Below are 15671 nucleotides of genomic sequence, written 5' to 3'. Positions count from 1 at the left end.
ATCATGCTGATCCGGATGGAGGCGGCTTCGTGGTCAGCGAACAGGAAGATGACCGATAAGTACCGCATGCCCGGTGAGCGGATATTGGGAAAAACTAAAGCGTTGTGATACATTCGCTGTAGACAGATGAAGGGACTTGATGATGGCTATCGATGAAGGTCGCGTATGGGCGTTGCAGACACTCGGTCCGGACGGCGTACTGGTGAGAAAGCAGATCTCCTCCATCATCCGCGACTGCCACGAGAAGATGGCGAACGCCCAGGCGGAAGCCGACATGAAACACACCGGCGTGTACGGGCAGATCTGGCGTAAGTGCCTCGATGAGTTCGTGACTGTGCTCGGGCGCCTGCCATCCGCCGAGATCATTCCGCGTCGCGGGTACAAACTGGTCTCGTTCAACGGGGTGGTCTTGTTCCCCTGGCGGTTCGCGAGGGAACGTTCCGCAGATATCGGGTCGCGTCCTTTCGCAGTGTCGGACACGCGCGTCTCCCTGTTCGCCGAGGAACGCGAGCCGACCCATCAGCGTCTGGACATCGAGTTCGAGCACCCCGAGCTTTCTGAGCAAGAGCGGGAACTGCTCGACGCTGAGAGCAAGGCACTCGAGGAAGCACTGTCGTCCCGTTCGCGTGTGGTCGTCGTACCGTATGCGAGCAACCCGTCCGCCCTGTATAGCGTCGATTGGGGCGAGGCGACACTGGGCGGGGACGGTTTTCTCACCTTTGCGTCGATGGAGTCGCTACTCGAGGTGGGCACGGGCTCCCTGGTGGACGTGGACCTGACGGACGAGTCCTTCTCCGACGGGCCTATCCCTCGCCCGGATCTGGGGGTGAAGGGCGACGAGGCGGACGGAGAGGTAGATGGACGACCGTGACACCCTCTTCTCGCTCCTCGGGTCAGCCGAACTTCCAAGTCTCGACGCGGTCGCTGACGCGTTCGACCCAGCCCGGCTGACACAGGCGCGATTCGCAGCCGGCTTGTCGAAAGCGAAGCTGGCCGAGCTGGTCGGCATCACGCCGGCGGCGATCGGTCAGTACGAGTCGCGAGTCGTCACGCCGCGTCGCGATGTGTTGCCGGTCCTCGCACGCGAGCTCGATGTTCCAGTGGGTTACTTCGCCACAGGTCGACCGATCGGCCGCGTTGACGGATCCGAGGCGCATTTCCGTAGTCTGCGCTCCACCACCGCGCGGGATCGATCCAAGGCGATCGCGTTCATCGAGCAAGTCTGGGAACTGACGTTCGCGCTGGAGAAGAAAGTCCGATTCCCCAATGTCGACTTGCCGGTGCTTGATCGGCAGCATGCGGATCCCATATCCGCGGCACACACGCTTCGCGAGCATTGGGGGCTCGGCGTAAAGCCAGTCAAACACCTGGTGGCCTTGACGGAATCGCACGGGATCGTCGTGAGTCTCCTGACGTTGGCCAACGCCGACGTGGCCCGGGTGGGCGCGTTCTCGACTTCTCGCTTGGCTCGCCCGGTCGTCGTCGTGACGCCGGAACGGGCGAAGTCGGTGTTCGTCTATCGGTTCACGGTCGCCCACGAGTTGGGCCACTTGTTGTTGCACGGCGAGGCGGCACCGGGCGATCAGCAGCAAGAGCGAGAAGCCGATCAATTCGCTGCCGAGTTCCTGACGCCACGCTCCCAGATCGTGAACTTGCTGCCGCGGACGGTGAACCTTTCCCGGCTCGATGAGCTCTCCCGACATTGGGGGGTGTCGGTGGAATCGCTACTGCTCAGGATGAGGGAAACCGGTAGCGTCTCCGACGCTTCGATCCGCCGGGGCTACCAGAAGTTGAACCACCTGCGCAGCTCCTCACTGGATGCCCCCGAGCCAGTTAACGCCTATCCAGGTGAAGTGCCGTCGATGCTGGCCGAAGCGGCTCGGCTTGCCGATCAAATCGGATTCACGCAGATAGACCTCGCTCGCGAGTTGCGATGGCACCCAACACGGGTGCGCGAAGTCCTGGGCGTCGACGACCCGAGGCCAACGCTGAGGCTTGTCAACGATCCTTCACCCGAATAGAACACCGCCCATAGGCGGCGAGCGGGTCGGCGGGATTAGCGTGCTTCGAGGCATCGGGGTCGCTCGTGCCGCGATCCTAGCCGCGCTATTCGGCGGTCGACGTTTGGTCTTGTCCAGGAGCATCCGTGGCTCGATCACCGTCGGCAACGCCGTTGGGGACCCACGGCGCCGGCTGACGGAACCCAGCATTGACGGTGTAGAGGTTCCGGCGGCGCTTTCGAAACGTATCTAGATCGATCGACTCTTCAACCCGAACGTCCAAGACACCTTCTGCCACCAGCTCAGCAAGTCCGCGTTTTCGACTCGATCGCGAAATACCGAACCTTGACTCGAAGAACGCGGCGGATACAAAAAACTCTGCATCATCGTGGCGGGTTAGAGCCAACGCACAGAGGTACATTGCGACACCCGCGCCGGAGAGCCGGCCCACAACCCCAGTGCTCCAAAGAGTTCGAGGCACTGGGAGGTAGGGCTCCCCGTAAGGGAGCATGTACGGCGTTGGTTCAGTCGCTCCGTATGCCCATGCAACCTCGTCCAGAAGAGTGATCTCCACACTGGACGAGCTCGCACTAAGGGCGATTACGCCTCGGTCTTCGAGCTCGTGAAGACAGTCTCGTATCGCACGAGCTCCTTCACCTCGAGGGTCATCACGGCCCAACAGGTCTGCCCAGTAGGCGGCAACTCGCCTCGTTGAGAAGGGCTCGCGAGCGCAGACCCAGATGAGACTGAGCAGGAGTGTGATTCGAAGTGCTCCGCCTTTCCCACCTGTAGCCCCCTGAGTTCTCAGGAGTTGAGCTAAAGGCGTGGCCCTGTCATCTCCGTCAAGCCTCTCGACGAACGACCGACGAATGGGCGACGCGTTCCGCTTGATCCGTTCCGCGAGCGAAACGTCACCTTCAACATCTGACACGCTCATTTCCCTTCTGAGCAACCAAGCGATATCGTTGCCTGAACTGATGCGCGATGACGGGAAGCACCTCTATAGGGGTTCCGTTAGGGCAATGTTACGGCTCCTGTTCATAGTATGCAAGGGGTTCAGGCTTGGGCAACGTGAGAACCAGTCTGCCCAGACCGCTGGGCGTAGACGGACGCGAGCAAGACTGTGGTAATCTCAGGATGGCGGCTTAGGCCGCGGCACTCCCGGGCTTGAACCTCCGGCGTCCAAACCCGACAGGGGGAGGGCCTGGTCGACAAAGCCCGACGTATCTTTCGATGCGCGAAGTCGGGCTCGACCCGGTGGGATTGCCGTTCAGCCCCTTCTGGCTTCCAAAACCAGCGGGGGTTGAACCATTTCTAGGGCAGTGTGGCCGCGGCGAACGCGAGGCCGGGGCGCTGCACCGCGAGACGCACGTCGTCGCCCACCTCGGGCAGCTCGACCGCGGCCATGCGCAGCAGCACCGAGGGGCCGTCGACAAGGTCGGCGGTGATCATGGCATCGTGGCCCGCGTACGAGATGCTCGCGACGCGCGCGTCGGCACCCGCGGCGGCCTGGGCAAGCAGGTCGGGGCGCGGCACGATCCACTCGGGGCGCAGCATGAGCCGCACGGTGTCGCCGTCGGCGGGCGTGAAGCCCACGGCGCTCGCTTCGACCGAGCCGAGTGCGCACAGCACGCGGCCGCCGCGCCACTGGCCGGGCAGCTCGACGACGTCGCCGACGAACGAGGCCACCCAGTCGCTCGCGGGCTGCTGGTAGATCTCCTCCGGCGTGCCGAACTGCTCGAGGTGCCCGTCGCGCAGCACGGCGACGCGGTCGGCGAGCGTCAGCGCCTCCTCCTGGTCGTGCGTGACGAGCAGCGAGGTCGTGCCCTGGTCGCGCAGCAGCTCGGCGACCTCGCGACGCAGCCCCGTGCGCAGCTGGGTGTCGAGCGCGGCGAAGGGCTCGTCGAGCAGCAGCAGGTCAGGGCGCGGCGCGAGGGCGCGGGCGAGGGCGACGCGCTGCGCCTGCCCGCCCGAGAGCTGGTTGGGGGCGCGGCCCGTGTAGTCGTCGAGGCCGACGAGGTGGGCGAGCTCGGCGATGCGCTCGGCCCGCGCTGCGCCGCGCCCGCGCGGCACCGCGAAGCCGATGTTCTCGCCGACCGACAGGTGCGGAAAGAGCGAGGCCTCTTGCGGCACCCAGCCGACGCCGCGCTTCTCGGGCGCGACCGTGCGGCCAGGGCGCGAGATCTCGCGGTCGCCGATCGTGATGGTGCCGGCCTGCACGGGCAGCAGCCCGGCGATCGACAGCAGCAGCGTCGTCTTGCCGCAGCCCGAGGGCCCGAGCACGGCGACGAGCTCGCCGCTGCGGATGCTGAGCGAGACGTCGTCGATCGCGAGCGTCGACCCGTGGGTCACGCTCACTGCGTCGACGACGAGGTCGCTCACAACTCCTCCTTGGCCGAACTGCGCACACCCGAGAGAATCACCGCGGGCACCGCCGCGACGAGCACGAGCAGCGCCGCGTAGGGCGCCGCCGCCCCGAACTCGAACACGACCGTGCGGTTCCAGAGCTCGGTCGCGAGCGTCTGCACCCCCGTGGGGCGCAGCAGCAGCGTCGCGGGCAATTCTTTCATGGTCGCGATGGCAACCAGCAGGGCGCCGATGCCGACGCTCGGCAGCGCGAGCGGAACCGTCACGCGCCACCACGCCTGCAGCGGCGACATGCCGAGCGTGCGCGCCACCGAGACGAGCCGCGGCGGCACGTCACCGAGGCCCGCGCGCATCGTGCCGATCGCCTTCGGCATGAAGAGCACGGCGTAGGCGAAGACGAGCACCGCGATGCTCTGGTACAGCGCCGGCACGACGGCGAGCGAGAAGAACACGAGCGAGAGGCCGACGACGATGCCCGGGAGCGCGTGCCCGAGGTAGCCCACCGACTCGATCGCGGTGACGAGTCGGCCGCGGTAACGGGCGGCGAGCGCCGCGATCGGCAGCGCGAGCAGCACCGCGAGCAGCGCCGCGGCCACGGCGACGCCGACCGTCGAGCCGACCGCTTCGAGCAGCCGCGGCACGTCGATCTCGCGCAGGGTGGCCGCCTCGAGCAGGCGCGAGAGCAGCCCCAGCAGCGGAACACCGACGCCGATGAGCGGTGCCACCGCGACGACGGGCAGCATCGAGAGGAGCATCCCGCGCCCGACCGTGCGGGGCGCGACGGCGCGGGCGGCCGCGCGCGGCAGCTGGCGGCGGGCGGCGCGCTCCCCCGCCACGACGACGAGCGCGAGCACGACGAGCAGCAGCGCGAGCGTCGCCGCCTGCGCGCGGTCGAAGCTCGCCGAGTACGCGGCGTTGATGCCCCACGTCAAGGTCGGAAACCGCATCATCGCCACGAGCCCGAAGTCGCTGAGCGCGTAGAGCGCGACGAGCAGCGATCCGGCGATCGCGGCGGGCCGCACGCTCGGCCAGGTCGCCACGAGGAACGCCCGCATCGGGCCGCGGCCCAGCGTGCGCGCGACGCCTTCGAGGTCTCCGGATGCTCCGCGCAAGGCGGCCGCCACCGGCAGCGTCACATAGGGAACCGTCACCGCCGTCAGCAGCAGCCAGCTCGGCACGAACCCGTTCAGGCCCGGGATCACCACGAGCCACCCGTATCCCGCGAGGTACGACGGCACCGCGAGCGGCAGGGCCGAGATCAGCAGCCAGGTGCGCGCGAAGGGCACCCGCATGCGCGTGAGCACGAACGCGACGGCGGTGCCGAGCACGAGCGCGGTGGCCGTCGTGGCCGCGGCGAGGCCGAGCGAGTTGGCGGCGTACTCGAGCACTCGCCCGCGCGACAGTGTGGTGATGATCGTCGCGAGCCCCGACTCGGTCGCGCGCACGAGCAGGTACACGAGCGGGATCGCCGCGGCGGCGGCCGCGACGAGCGCGGCCGCGAGCAACCCGAGCGGCGGCCGGCCGCGCCCCCCGGCACGCGACGACGCCGCGGGGGCGGTCCGGGCATCCGGAACCCCCGCGGTGGTCGGGCGTGCTCGCTCGGGCGCGACGGTCATGCGTCTAGTGCATCACGGTTCGACTGGTCGTCGGCAGAGACCGAAGTCCTGCCCGCGGCTCAGATCAGGCCCGCGTCGGCGAGCAGCTGCTGCGTCGTCGCGAGGTCGTCGAGGTCGCTCAGATCGAGCTCGGGGTTGATGAGGCTCTCCAGGCTCGGCAGGCCGGCAGGCGCGTCGACGCCCGGCAGCAGCGGGTACTCGAAGGTCTGCTCGACGAAGTAGGTCTGCGCCTCGAGCGAGACGAGGTAGCGCACGAACTCGAGCGCGTCGGCGTCGGTCGCGGCGCCGTTCAGGATGCCCGCTCCGGTGACGTTGACGATCGAACCCGCATCGCCAGCCTCGAGGAACTTCAGCTGCGCGCGCATGTTCTCCTCGCCCGCCTCGGCGGCCAGGCCGTACCAGTAGTAGTGGTTGATGAGACCGACCTCGAGCACGCCCTCATCGACGGCCGTGAGGATCGCGCTGTTGCCCTCGAAGATCTGCGGGCTGTTGCCGGCGAGCGCCGACACCCACTCGGCCGCGTCATCCTCGCCGTCGAGCACACGCAGAGCGGTGACGAACGACTGGAAGCTCGCGTTGCTGGGCGCCACGCCCACACGGCCGTTCCACTCGGGGTCGACGTAGTCGTCGATGTCGTCGGGCAGCTGGTCGGCCGTCAACCGCTCGCCGTCGAAGACGACGACGCGCGCCCGGCCCGTGACGCCGACCCAGCTGCCGTCGGTCGAGGTGAAGCCGGCCGGCACGGCATCGGTCACATCGGCGGGCAGGGTCGTGAAGAGTCCGGCCTGGCTGAGGGCGCCGAGCGCGCCGGCATCCTGTGAGAGGAAGACGTCGGCGGGGGTCGCGTCGCCCTCTTCGAGCAGCAGCGCGCCGAGCTCGGCGGTGTTGCCGTAGCGCACCTCGACCTCGATGCCCGTCTCGGCCTCGAACTGGTCGATGAGCGGCTGCACGAGCTCCTCATCGCGACCCGAGTACAGCGTGAAGGCGCCGTCGGCGGCGGGCTCGGTCGGCTGCTCGGAGTCGACCGGGGCGGCGCAGCCGGCGAGCAGCAGGCCGGTGGCGGCGAGGGCGGTGAGCGAGAGGGGTGCGGAGACGCGCATAAGAGGGGATGCTCCAGAGGAGTAGTGAGGACGGGAACCGGCGGCGGCTGTCGAACAGCGACCGCGCCGTCGGTAAGGTTAGCCTTACTTTACCTCGCGCGCCACTCGGGATGCTGGGCGCGGGCCGAGCGCTACGCTCACGGTCATGGATGCCATCGACTACCGCATCATCGACCAGCTGCGGCAGAACGCCCGTGCGGGCTACGGCGACATCGGCGATGTGGTCGGGCTCTCGGCCTCGGCCGTGAAGCGGCGCGTTGACCGGCTCGTCGGTGATGGCGTCATCCGCTCGTTCACCGTTCAGGTCGACCCCGCGGTCGACGGCATGGCGGTCGAGGCCTACGTCGAACTCTTCTGCCGCGGCACCGTCGCGCCCGACGAGCTGCGGCGCATCCTCTCGGCGGTGCCCGAGGTCGTCGACGCCGGCACCGTGACGGGCGACGCCGACGCGATCGTGCACATCCGCTCGCGCGACATCGCCTCGCTCGAAGACGCCCTCGAGCGCGTGCGCGTCGCCCCCAACGTCGACCACACGCGCAGCGCGATCATCCTCACGCGCCTGATCGACCGCCGCAACCAGTAGGTACAACAGCATCGCACCTCTGCTACTCGCTTGACCACGAACAGCCGGCACAGGCGCCCCACCCGGGCGACGACCTTCCGGTCCTCTTCGAGTGATCGGCTCATGGCGTCGTGTTCGACAGCGCTCTCGACTGGCGTTTGTTCTCGCGATCCTTGCGATTTCGTCGCCGAGTCGATGAGCTAGATGCCCAGTTCAGATGTTCCGCGCCCCGGGTCAGGCCTGACCGAACTTCTTCGCGATACGTCGCTCAATCTTGCCGAGGGAATCGTTGATCTCATGAAGGCCATTTCTCACGATCCGCATCTCGTGATGGAGGTGCTTGCTACCAATCTCGAACTCTTCGCGGTGCACCTCACGGCGCCTCGTCCCTCGAAACGAAAGTTCGAGCAGGTGTGCAGGCTCCGCTTCGTCAATGCGTCGACCATTAAAGTCCCAAACTGTCTTCCATTCCTGCCCGGGTGCAAGTATCGGAAGTGCGTCAGGCAACTTCATCTCCTCACCCTTGCCTCTTCCGAAAGTTGATCGAACTGGTCGATCCCACACGAGTCGAATATCGCGAGCGGCCGTCTGCCCAAAGTTCTTGATGATGAGGTCAACACTTGAATGGGCGGATCGCTCCAAGAAAGCGACGACGTACGGTCTCGCTTGGTCGCGACGGGTCTTTGCGGCTTCCCGAACTTGGAAGTAGGCAAAAACTGCAGCGGCCAGAGCCACGGCAAGAGTTCCCATAGAGCCAACGGCCTGCCATGTGTCAGTCCAGGAAGTTCCAGAAGTTGAGGTCGAAGCGAACATGCGTCGACGCTATCGCCCAGGGTTGTCGAGGCCGTTGGGGACGTCTTGTCGGACGACGCTGCTTTCTAGCTTCGTAGTCGTCTGCCAGCGGCTTCTCGCGCGCCAAGAACGGCGAGCTGCTGAATAGCCTCCGCACTTAGCCAGGACGGGGGGCAGAAAAAACCCGCCCTCACATGGAGGACGGGTTGGTGCTACAAGTGTGCCACAGACATCCGCGTAGATGTAACCACCGGTCGCCAAGTGGGGATGACCGTCGTCACCAGCCACTGGGGCGGCGATACTTTCCTACCGGATCAGTGAGCTGACTCCGCAGAAAGTCTGCTGGACTCAGTTGTTTCCACCAGTGACGGCCGGCTCCTTCAGTTGACGAGCCCTTCAGCGCTCCGGCCAGGTAGTTCTTCTGCGGGTTGATGGTGCCCACTGGCACGACCGAACGCGCGAACCGCAATGGCAGGGCAAGGTCTGAGTCGTTCGAGACCACGATCGCAGCGTCAACGTCGTTGCTGTAGACATCTCGAAGAAGGTGGGTAGCGACGTTCACGTCCGACCCCTTTTCCTCGCGCTTCCGAACTGTGGCGAGAATCTCCCCCGTTGGGGTCCGGCGAAGTGGTAGCGCGGAATCCCAAGTCTCAAGCCCAGTAGAAGCCAACAATGAAGGTGCTCGAGAGCCCGCTATTGAACTCGATAGAGGCGCCTCCTTTGCCCACGAGTCATATCGCCCCTCTTCAATCAGGTCTACGGAGCCGGCGGCCAGCAACGCGTCCAGGTAGGCGGACTGATCTACTGCGGCGCTGGGACTGTCTACTGGACTAACTCGAGCAGTGCAGTACACGATCCTCTCGATCGACGAGTTGGACCAACCGGCAAAGGGGAGCACCAGCGCACGAACGTCAAGCCAGCGCCATCCCGAGGTACCTCGGCCACAGTGAGCCCGACCTCCGTAGTAGAGGTTGTAGCCGTCGACGTAAACACCCACTCGCATTGCCCCACTTTAGTGACGAAACCCCGCTTATGGCAGCGATGTGGTCCTTGCAACTCCTTCTGCAGGACTCCGGGGTGCCCGTCCGCCCACTTAGCGGTCGGACACCCGGGAGCCCATCTCAGGCGGCGGCGAACTCGCGCGCCGCCTCCTCGCGCTCGACGAGGAACCGCGTGTAGGCCGGCACCGTGAGGAAGGTCGGGAAGTCCTCCTGCAGCGTGACCGTGCGGAAGACCTCCTCCGCCTCCGCCAGCTTGTGGCCCTCGGGGCGCGGCAGCTCCTCGAGAACGGAGGTCAGCATCCCCTCGACCAGGTCGCGCGTGATGGGCTCACCCTCGACGGTGGTGTGGTCCTGGTGCATCCACTGCCAGAGCTGCGAGCGGCTGATCTCGGCCGTCGCGGCGTCTTCCATGAGGTTGTCGATCGCCGCGGCGCCGACGCCGCGCAGCCACGACTCGAGGTAGCGCACCGTGATCGACACGTTCGCGCGCACGCCCGCGAGCGTCACCTCGCCGCCCGCCGAGCGGATGTCGAGCAGGTCGCGCGCCGTCACGTGCACGTCGTCGCGCTGCCGGTCGAGCTGGTTCGGCCGGTCGGCGAGCACCGCGTCGAACTCGGCGCGCGCCGTCGGGATCAGGTCGGGGTGCGCGACCCACGAGCCGTCGAAGCCGTCGCGAGCCTCGCGGCGCTTGTCGGCCGCCACCCGCTCGAGCGCGCGCTCCGTCACCTCGGGGCTGCGCCGGTTGGGGATGAACGCGCTCATGCCGCCGATCGCGTGGGCGCCGCGCTTGTGCGCGGTCTTGACGAGCAGCTCGGTGTAGGCGCGCATGAAGGGCAGGGTCATCAAGATGCGGTCGCGGTCGGGCAGCACGAACCACTGGCCCCGACCGCGGTAGTTCTTGATGATCGAGAAGACGTAGTCCCAGCGCCCCGCGTTGAGGCCCGCGCAGTGGTCGCGCAGCTCGTAGAGGATCTCGTCCATCTCGAACGCAGCCGGGAAGGTCTCGATGAGCACCGTCGCGCGGATCGTGCCGTGCGGCAGCCCGAGCTGCTGCTCGGCGAAGGTGAACACGTCGTTCCAGAGCCGCGCCTCGCGGTGGTTCTCGATCTTCGGCAGGTAGAAGTACGGCCCCCGGCCGCGCGCGATCAGCTCGGCGGCGTTGTGGAAGAAGTACAGCCCGAAGTCGACGAGGCTCGCACTGGCCGCGTAGGTGCGGCCGCTGCGGTCGGTGTGCTCGAGGTGCTTCTCGACGAGGTGCCAGCCGCGCGGGCGCATGACGATCGTCGGGGTGCGCTCGGCGGTGACGCGGTACTGCTTTCCTTCCGGGCTCGTGTACTCGAGCTCGTCGCGGATCGCGTCCTTGAGCGAGAGCTGCCCCTCGATGATGTTGCCCCACGTCGGGCTCGTCGCGTCTTCCAGGTCGGCGAGCCACACGTTGGCGCGCGAGTTGAGCGCGTTGATCGTCATCTTCGGGTCGCACGGGCCCGTGATCTCGACGCGGCGGTTCTCGAGGCCCGGGCCGGCGCCCGCGACGCGCCACTCGGCGTCCTCGCGAATGGATGCCGTCTCGGGCAGGAAGCGCAGGTCGCGGCCGTTGCCGAGGTCGTAGCGCAGCTGCATGCGCTCGGCGAGCAGCTCGTGGCGGCGGCCGGCGAACCGGTGCTGCAGCTGCTCGACGAAGGCCAGGGCATCCGGGGTCAGGATCTCGTCGTAGCGCGGCCGCATCGGGCCGGCGATTTTCAGGGATGCAGCGGTCAGGTTCTTCGTGCTCATGATCTGGTCTCCGTGTCTCGGTCGTGCGGGCTTAGTGGAACTGCTCGGACTCGGTGGAGCCGACGAGGGCCAGGGTCGCGCTCTCGGGGTTGAGAGCCGTGGCGATGCGGTCGAAGTAGCCGGTACCCACTTCGCGCTGGTGCTTGGTGGCGGTGTAGCCGTGGGCCTCGGAGGCGAACTCGGCCTCCTGCAGCTCGACGTAGGCGCTCATCTGGCGGTCGCGGTAGCCGCTCGCGAGCTCGAACATCGAGTGGTTGAGCGAGTGGAAGCCGGCGAGGGTGATGAACTGGAACGCGTAGCCCATGGCCGACAGCTCGCGCTGGAACTTCGCGATGGTGTCGTCGTCGAGGTGGCGCTTCCAGTTGAACGACGGCGAGCAGTTGTACGCGAGCTTCTTGCCGGGGAACTCCTTGTGGATGCTCTCCGCGAAGGTGCGCGCGAGCTCGAGGTCGGGCTCGCTCGACTCGACCCAGAGCATGTCGGCGTACTCGGCGTAGGCGTGCCCGCGCGCGAGCACCGGACCGATGCCGGGCTCGACCTCGTAGAAGCCCTCGGCCGTGCGGCCGCCGGTGAGGAAGGGCTTGTCGCGGTCATCCACGTCGCTCGTGATGAGGTTGGCGGCGAGCGAGTCGGTGCGCGCGATGACGATCGTGGGCACGTCGGCGACGTCGGCCGCGAGGCGGGCAGCGTTGAGGGTGCGGATGTGCTGGCTCGTAGGCACGAGCACCTTGCCGCCCATGTGGCCGCACTTCTTCTCGCTCGCGAGCTGGTCCTCCCAGTGCACGCCCGCCGCGCCGGCCTCGATCATGCCGTGCATGAGCTCGTAGGCGTTGAGCGGGCCGCCGAAGCCGGCCTCGGCGTCGGCGACGATCGGGGCCATCCAGTCGCGACCGTCTTGCTCGATCTGGCCCGCTCGCAGCAGCGCGTTGTTGATGCGGCGCACGACGGCGGGCACCGAGTTGGCCGGGTAGAGGCTCTGGTCGGGGTAGGTCTGGCCGCTCAGGTTCGCGTCGGCGGCGACCTGCCAGCCGCTCAGGTAGATGGCCTTGAGGCCCGCGCGCACCTGCTGCACGGCCTGGTTGCCGGTGAGGGCGCCGAGGGCGTACGTCCACTCCTCGGGGTTGCCCGTGTTGGCCTGGATCTGCTCCCAGAGCTTCTCGGCGCCGCGGCGGGCGAGCGTGCGCTCCTCGCGCACCGGGCCGCGCAGCTCGACGACGTCCTCGGCGGTGTAGTCGCGGCGCACGCCGTTCCAGCGCGCGTCGGTCTTCCAACGGGTCTCGAGCTCGGCGGCGGTCTCGGTCTGGTCGCCCGGTCGGGTCGGCTGGTTCTGCGTCATGAGGTGCTCCTGAAGGTCGGTGGTTCGAGGTCGTGTGAGCCACACTGGGCGAAGAACGACCCCCTCGACCGGGACTTGTCGACTGAAATACCGCCAAATTTCAGTTGCGCCGAAAAGTTCGGGCTGTCAGGCTCTCGACATGCTCGATTCGCCGCTCGCCCGCGCCCAGGCTGATGATGTGATCGATGCCCTGACCCTCGGCCAACGCCTCCGCGCGCTCCGCACGACCGCGGGGCTGACCCTCGCCGAGGTCGCCGACGCGGTGGGGATCGCCACCTCGCACTTGAGCGTGCTCGAGAACGGCAAGCGCGAGGCCAAGCTCAGCGAACTGCAGGCGATCGCGCGGGCCGTGGGCGCGAGCCTCGACGAGCTGCTCAGTGCGGCACCCCTCACCGGACGCGCGGCCCTCGAAGTCGAGCTCGCCCGGGTGCAGGCCGGTCCGCTGTTCGCGAGTCTGGGCATCCCGCCCCTGCCCCTGCGCAAGAGCGTCAGCGACGAGGCGATCGCGACGGTGCTCGCCCTGCACGCCGAGCTGCAGCGCGTGCACAGCGAGCGCGCCGCGACGCCCGAAGAGGCCCGGCGCGCCAACACCGAGCTGCGGCGCACGATGCGCGACCGCGGCAACTACTTCGGCGAGCTCGAGCAGCGCGCCGCCGAGCTGCTGCGCGCCGTCGGCCACGAGGGCGGGCCGCTCTCGCAGCGTCTCGCCGCCGAGCTCGCCGCGCACCTCGGGTTCTCGCTGCACTACGTGGGCGACCTGCCGGCCTCGACCCGCTCGGTCACCGACCTCGAGCACGGCCGCATCTACCTGCCCGTGCAGACCGCTCCGGGGCGGGATGCTCGCACGACGCTCCTCCAGGCGCTCGCCGGTCACGTGCTCGGGCGATCGGAGCCGCGCGACTACGCCGAGTTCCTCACCCAGCGCGTCGAGACGAACTACCTCGCCGCCGCGCTGCTCATCCCGGAGGCCGATGCCGTGTCCTTCCTGCAGCGCGCGAAGCAGCGCCGCGAGCTTGCCGTCGAAGACCTGCGCGACGCCTTCGCGGTCTCGTACGAGACGGCCGCGCACCGGTTCACCAACCTCGCGACCGAGCACCTCGAGATTCCCGTGCACTTCTTGAAGGTCAGCTCGCAGGGCGTGCTCGCGAAGGCCTACGAGAACGACAGCGTCCAGTTTCCGACCGACGCCCTCGGAGCGGTCGAGGGGCAGCTCGTGTGCCGCAAGTGGTCAGCGCGCCAGGTGTTCGACGAGCCCGACCGCTTCAGCCCGTACCACCAGTACACCGACAAACCCACGGGCACCTACTGGTGCACCTCGCGCATCGAGTCGGGAGCGGGGGGCGACTTCTCGATCTCGGTCGGCACGCCCTTCGCGCACGTCAAGTGGTTCCGCGGGCGCGAGACCGACCGGCGCGGGGCGTCGACCTGCCCCTCCCCGGAGTGCTGCCGCCGGGCGCCCGCCGACCTCGCGGCGCGGTGGTCGGGGCGCGCGCGACCGCAGGCGCGCATCCATGCCAGCCTGCTCGCGACGCTGCCGACCGAGTCGTTTCCCGGGGTCGACCAGACCGAGGTGCTCGGGTTCCTCGAACGGCACGCGCCGAGCGGTTGATCAATGCTCGCATCGTCACCATTTGTATTGCTACAATAAGAGTCATGTCCCCGCATCAGTCTTTCTCCGTCGATATCCCGACCGACGTCTTCTTCGGGGCGCTGACAGCACTGGTCGCGATCGGCATGGGGGCCATTGCGGCAACAGTCATTGTTCAGTTCGTGGCGACATGGCAGGCCTCGGCGCGCGAGAAGATGGTGAACCGATACGCGCTTCGGCTCAATCTGATGGTCGCCGAGGGAATGCGCCCCGCACTCGAGCATCAGCTCGCGATGCGCACGCGCGGCGGGCTTCTCGGCGCGATGGCGGCACTCGGCGTCATCGTCGCGATCTTCTTGCCATGGAGCTCGGCGCCCATGAATCTGGGGCTGGCATCAAGCATCATTAGCGTGGGCTCTGCACTCATGCTCACCCAGTTAGGAACCATCATCGGCGGCGCGCTCGCGCGACGCGCGGCGCCGACGACCGAGACGGTCGCACGCTTGCACCTCGTCGGCCTCGCCGAGCTCGTCGCGCCGGTCGAACGGCGCATGGCCGCTGTCGCGGCGGCCCTTGCAGTTGGGTTGCCCACCCTCCTGCTGGTTATCATCACCCTGCCCGGCGCGGACGCTCCCGAGGCCATCGCACGATCAGCGCCCCCCCTCGCCATCGTCGGACTCGGCGCCGGGTCTCTCTATCTGGCGCTTCCGCGCATCGCGCGGAGGCTCGTCAGCCGCCGCGCCCTCCTCGGCGACGCCGGTGCACTCGCGTGGAGTGACGCGCTCGCGGCGCAGAGTCTGCGCGATCTGCATTGGCTCGTTGCCACCGTCGGGGGGCTCGTTGGCTTCACGGCCCTGCAGGCTCTCGGCGTCGCATTTCCGACGGGCGCCGAGGCCGCCACCATGGTCTGGATCAACCTCATCGGCTATCTGGGTTTCATCGGGCTGCTTCTGGTGATCGTCATCGTGCTCGCCCGCTCGCCCGAACGCCACGTGCAGCGCACCCTATGGCCCGAATTCGCGATCGTCGCGAAGTAGTCTCACCCCATGATCGTCATCGTCGACACTCGACTGTCGACACCGCCCTACGAGCAGATTCGCGTGCAGGTGCGCGACGCGGTCGCGGCCGGCGAGCTCGCCGCGGGCGCGAAGCTGCCGACCGTGCGCGCGCTCGCCGACGAGCTCGGGCTCGCGGTCAACACGGTCGCGCGCGCCTACCGCGAGCTCGAGACGGACGGCATCATCGAGACGCGCGGCCGGGCCGGCTCGTTCGTCGCGCCGCAGGGCGATGCCGGGCAGCAGCAGGCGCAGGTTGCCGCGCGCGAGTTCGTCGAGCGCACCCGGCGACTCGGGCTCGAGGACGCGGCTGCGATCGACCTCGTGCGCGCCGCCCAGCGCGGCTGAGCATCCACCGCCCCGATCAGCCTCGGCCTCGCTCGGCATACCTTGCCGGCGTCCACAGCCGAGCCACACCTGTTTGCGGTTCAGGAAGCTCCGCATGATGAAGGCGATCGGCGGCGTGTCGCACCCCTCACCA

13 protein-coding genes are annotated in these 15671 nt (G+C 67.8%); 6 read left to right on the top strand and 7 right to left on the bottom strand.

Going from position 1 to position 15671, the window contains the following annotated elements:
- Window positions 1-142: 142 nt before the first annotated feature.
- Window positions 143-871, top strand: a complete 729-nt coding sequence (locus NNL39_RS05665) for a hypothetical protein (RefSeq protein WP_255160718.1) — start codon at window positions 143-145, stop codon at window positions 869-871.
- Window positions 858-2021, top strand: coding sequence for a helix-turn-helix domain-containing protein (locus NNL39_RS05660; protein ID WP_255160717.1), 1164 nt, complete (start codon window positions 858-860; stop codon window positions 2019-2021). The genes NNL39_RS05665 and NNL39_RS05660 overlap by 14 nt, the downstream gene beginning before the upstream one ends.
- Before the next feature lie 1293 nt (window positions 2022-3314).
- Here the strand turns inward: NNL39_RS05660 and NNL39_RS05655 are convergent.
- From NNL39_RS05655 to NNL39_RS05645, 3 genes are read right to left on the bottom strand one after another with little or no spacing between them, the layout of a single operon-like run.
- Window positions 3315-4382, bottom strand: a complete 1068-nt coding sequence (locus NNL39_RS05655) for an ABC transporter ATP-binding protein (RefSeq protein ID WP_255160716.1) — start codon at window positions 4380-4382, stop codon at window positions 3315-3317.
- A complete protein-coding gene (locus tag NNL39_RS05650; RefSeq protein WP_255160715.1) occupies window positions 4379-5983 on the bottom strand; it encodes an ABC transporter permease in 1605 nt (534 codons plus the stop codon). Before NNL39_RS05650 ends, NNL39_RS05655 begins: the two co-directional genes overlap by 4 nt.
- A gap of 59 nt (window positions 5984-6042) precedes the next feature.
- Window positions 6043-7083: an iron ABC transporter substrate-binding protein gene (locus NNL39_RS05645; RefSeq protein WP_255160714.1), complete on the bottom strand. Its 1041-nt coding sequence runs from the start codon at window positions 7081-7083 to the stop codon at window positions 6043-6045.
- 145 nt (window positions 7084-7228) lie between these two features.
- Here NNL39_RS05645 and NNL39_RS05640 point away from each other — a divergent pair, with 145 nt between their 5' ends.
- Entirely contained in the window at window positions 7229-7666 is a 438-nt protein-coding gene (locus tag NNL39_RS05640) for an Lrp/AsnC family transcriptional regulator (protein WP_255160713.1), read from the top strand.
- A gap of 213 nt (window positions 7667-7879) precedes the next feature.
- Here the strand turns inward: NNL39_RS05640 and NNL39_RS05635 are convergent, their stop codons facing one another.
- The 4 genes from NNL39_RS05635 to aceA all read right to left on the bottom strand — a co-directional run bounded on the left by NNL39_RS05635 (window position 7880) and on the right by aceA (window position 12547).
- Window positions 7880-8458: a hypothetical protein gene (locus NNL39_RS05635; protein WP_255160712.1), complete on the bottom strand. Its 579-nt coding sequence runs from the start codon at window positions 8456-8458 to the stop codon at window positions 7880-7882.
- Between the two features lie 256 nt (window positions 8459-8714).
- On the bottom strand, window positions 8715-8999 hold the full coding sequence (locus NNL39_RS13005; protein ID WP_322972929.1) for a PIN domain-containing protein: 285 nt from the start codon (window positions 8997-8999) through the stop codon (window positions 8715-8717).
- Window positions 9000-9558: 559 nt separating this feature from the next.
- Window positions 9559-11211: a malate synthase A gene (gene aceB / locus NNL39_RS05625; protein WP_255160710.1), complete on the bottom strand. Its 1653-nt coding sequence runs from the start codon at window positions 11209-11211 to the stop codon at window positions 9559-9561.
- 31 nt (window positions 11212-11242) lie between these two features.
- The gene (gene aceA / locus NNL39_RS05620) at window positions 11243-12547 is read right to left on the bottom strand and encodes an isocitrate lyase (RefSeq protein WP_255160709.1); all 1305 of its coding nucleotides are present in this window, start codon (window positions 12545-12547) and stop codon (window positions 11243-11245) included.
- Window positions 12548-12686: 139 nt separating this feature from the next.
- On the opposite strand from aceA, the gene NNL39_RS05615 reads away from it, so the two are divergent.
- Genes NNL39_RS05615 through NNL39_RS05605 form a run of 3 tightly spaced genes read left to right on the top strand, consistent with a single transcriptional unit; the run spans window position 12687 to window position 15538 of the window.
- On the top strand, window positions 12687-14156 hold the full coding sequence (locus NNL39_RS05615; protein ID WP_255160708.1) for a helix-turn-helix transcriptional regulator: 1470 nt from the start codon (window positions 12687-12689) through the stop codon (window positions 14154-14156).
- 44 nt (window positions 14157-14200) lie between these two features.
- Entirely contained in the window at window positions 14201-15172 is a 972-nt protein-coding gene (locus tag NNL39_RS05610) for a hypothetical protein (RefSeq protein WP_255160707.1), read from the top strand.
- A 9-nt stretch (window positions 15173-15181) separates the two neighbouring features.
- Window positions 15182-15538, top strand: coding sequence for a GntR family transcriptional regulator (locus tag NNL39_RS05605; RefSeq protein ID WP_255160706.1), 357 nt, complete (start codon window positions 15182-15184; stop codon window positions 15536-15538).
- The last annotated feature ends 133 nt before the right edge of the window (window positions 15539-15671 follow it).

Source organism: Microcella humidisoli, from assembly GCF_024362325.1.
Taxonomy (GTDB): Bacteria; Actinomycetota; Actinomycetes; order Actinomycetales; family Microbacteriaceae; genus Microcella; species Microcella humidisoli.
The sequence above is the reverse complement of the archived record's forward strand: the minus strand, read 5'-3'. Positions and strand labels throughout refer to the sequence as shown.

Excerpts from the sequence above, each read along its gene's own strand:
- NNL39_RS05665 (WP_255160718.1), top strand. The coding sequence starts at position 143 with ATGGCTATCGATGAAGGTCGCGTATGGGCGTTGCAGACACTCGGTCCG.
- NNL39_RS05660 (WP_255160717.1), top strand. The coding sequence starts at position 858 with ATGGACGACCGTGACACCCTCTTCTCGCTCCTCGGGTCAGCCGAACTT.
- NNL39_RS05650 (WP_255160715.1), bottom strand. The coding sequence starts at position 5,983 with ATGACCGTCGCGCCCGAGCGAGCACGCCCGACCACCGCGGGGGTTCCG.
- NNL39_RS05645 (WP_255160714.1), bottom strand. The coding sequence starts at position 7,083 with ATGCGCGTCTCCGCACCCCTCTCGCTCACCGCCCTCGCCGCCACCGGC.
- NNL39_RS05640 (WP_255160713.1), top strand. The coding sequence starts at position 7,229 with ATGGATGCCATCGACTACCGCATCATCGACCAGCTGCGGCAGAACGCC.
- NNL39_RS05635 (WP_255160712.1), bottom strand. The coding sequence starts at position 8,458 with ATGTTCGCTTCGACCTCAACTTCTGGAACTTCCTGGACTGACACATGG.
- aceB (WP_255160710.1), bottom strand. The coding sequence starts at position 11,211 with ATGAGCACGAAGAACCTGACCGCTGCATCCCTGAAAATCGCCGGCCCG.
- aceA (WP_255160709.1), bottom strand. The coding sequence starts at position 12,547 with ATGACGCAGAACCAGCCGACCCGACCGGGCGACCAGACCGAGACCGCC.
- NNL39_RS05615 (WP_255160708.1), top strand. The coding sequence starts at position 12,687 with ATGCTCGATTCGCCGCTCGCCCGCGCCCAGGCTGATGATGTGATCGAT.
- NNL39_RS05610 (WP_255160707.1), top strand. The coding sequence starts at position 14,201 with ATGTCCCCGCATCAGTCTTTCTCCGTCGATATCCCGACCGACGTCTTC.
- NNL39_RS05605 (WP_255160706.1), top strand. The coding sequence starts at position 15,182 with ATGATCGTCATCGTCGACACTCGACTGTCGACACCGCCCTACGAGCAG.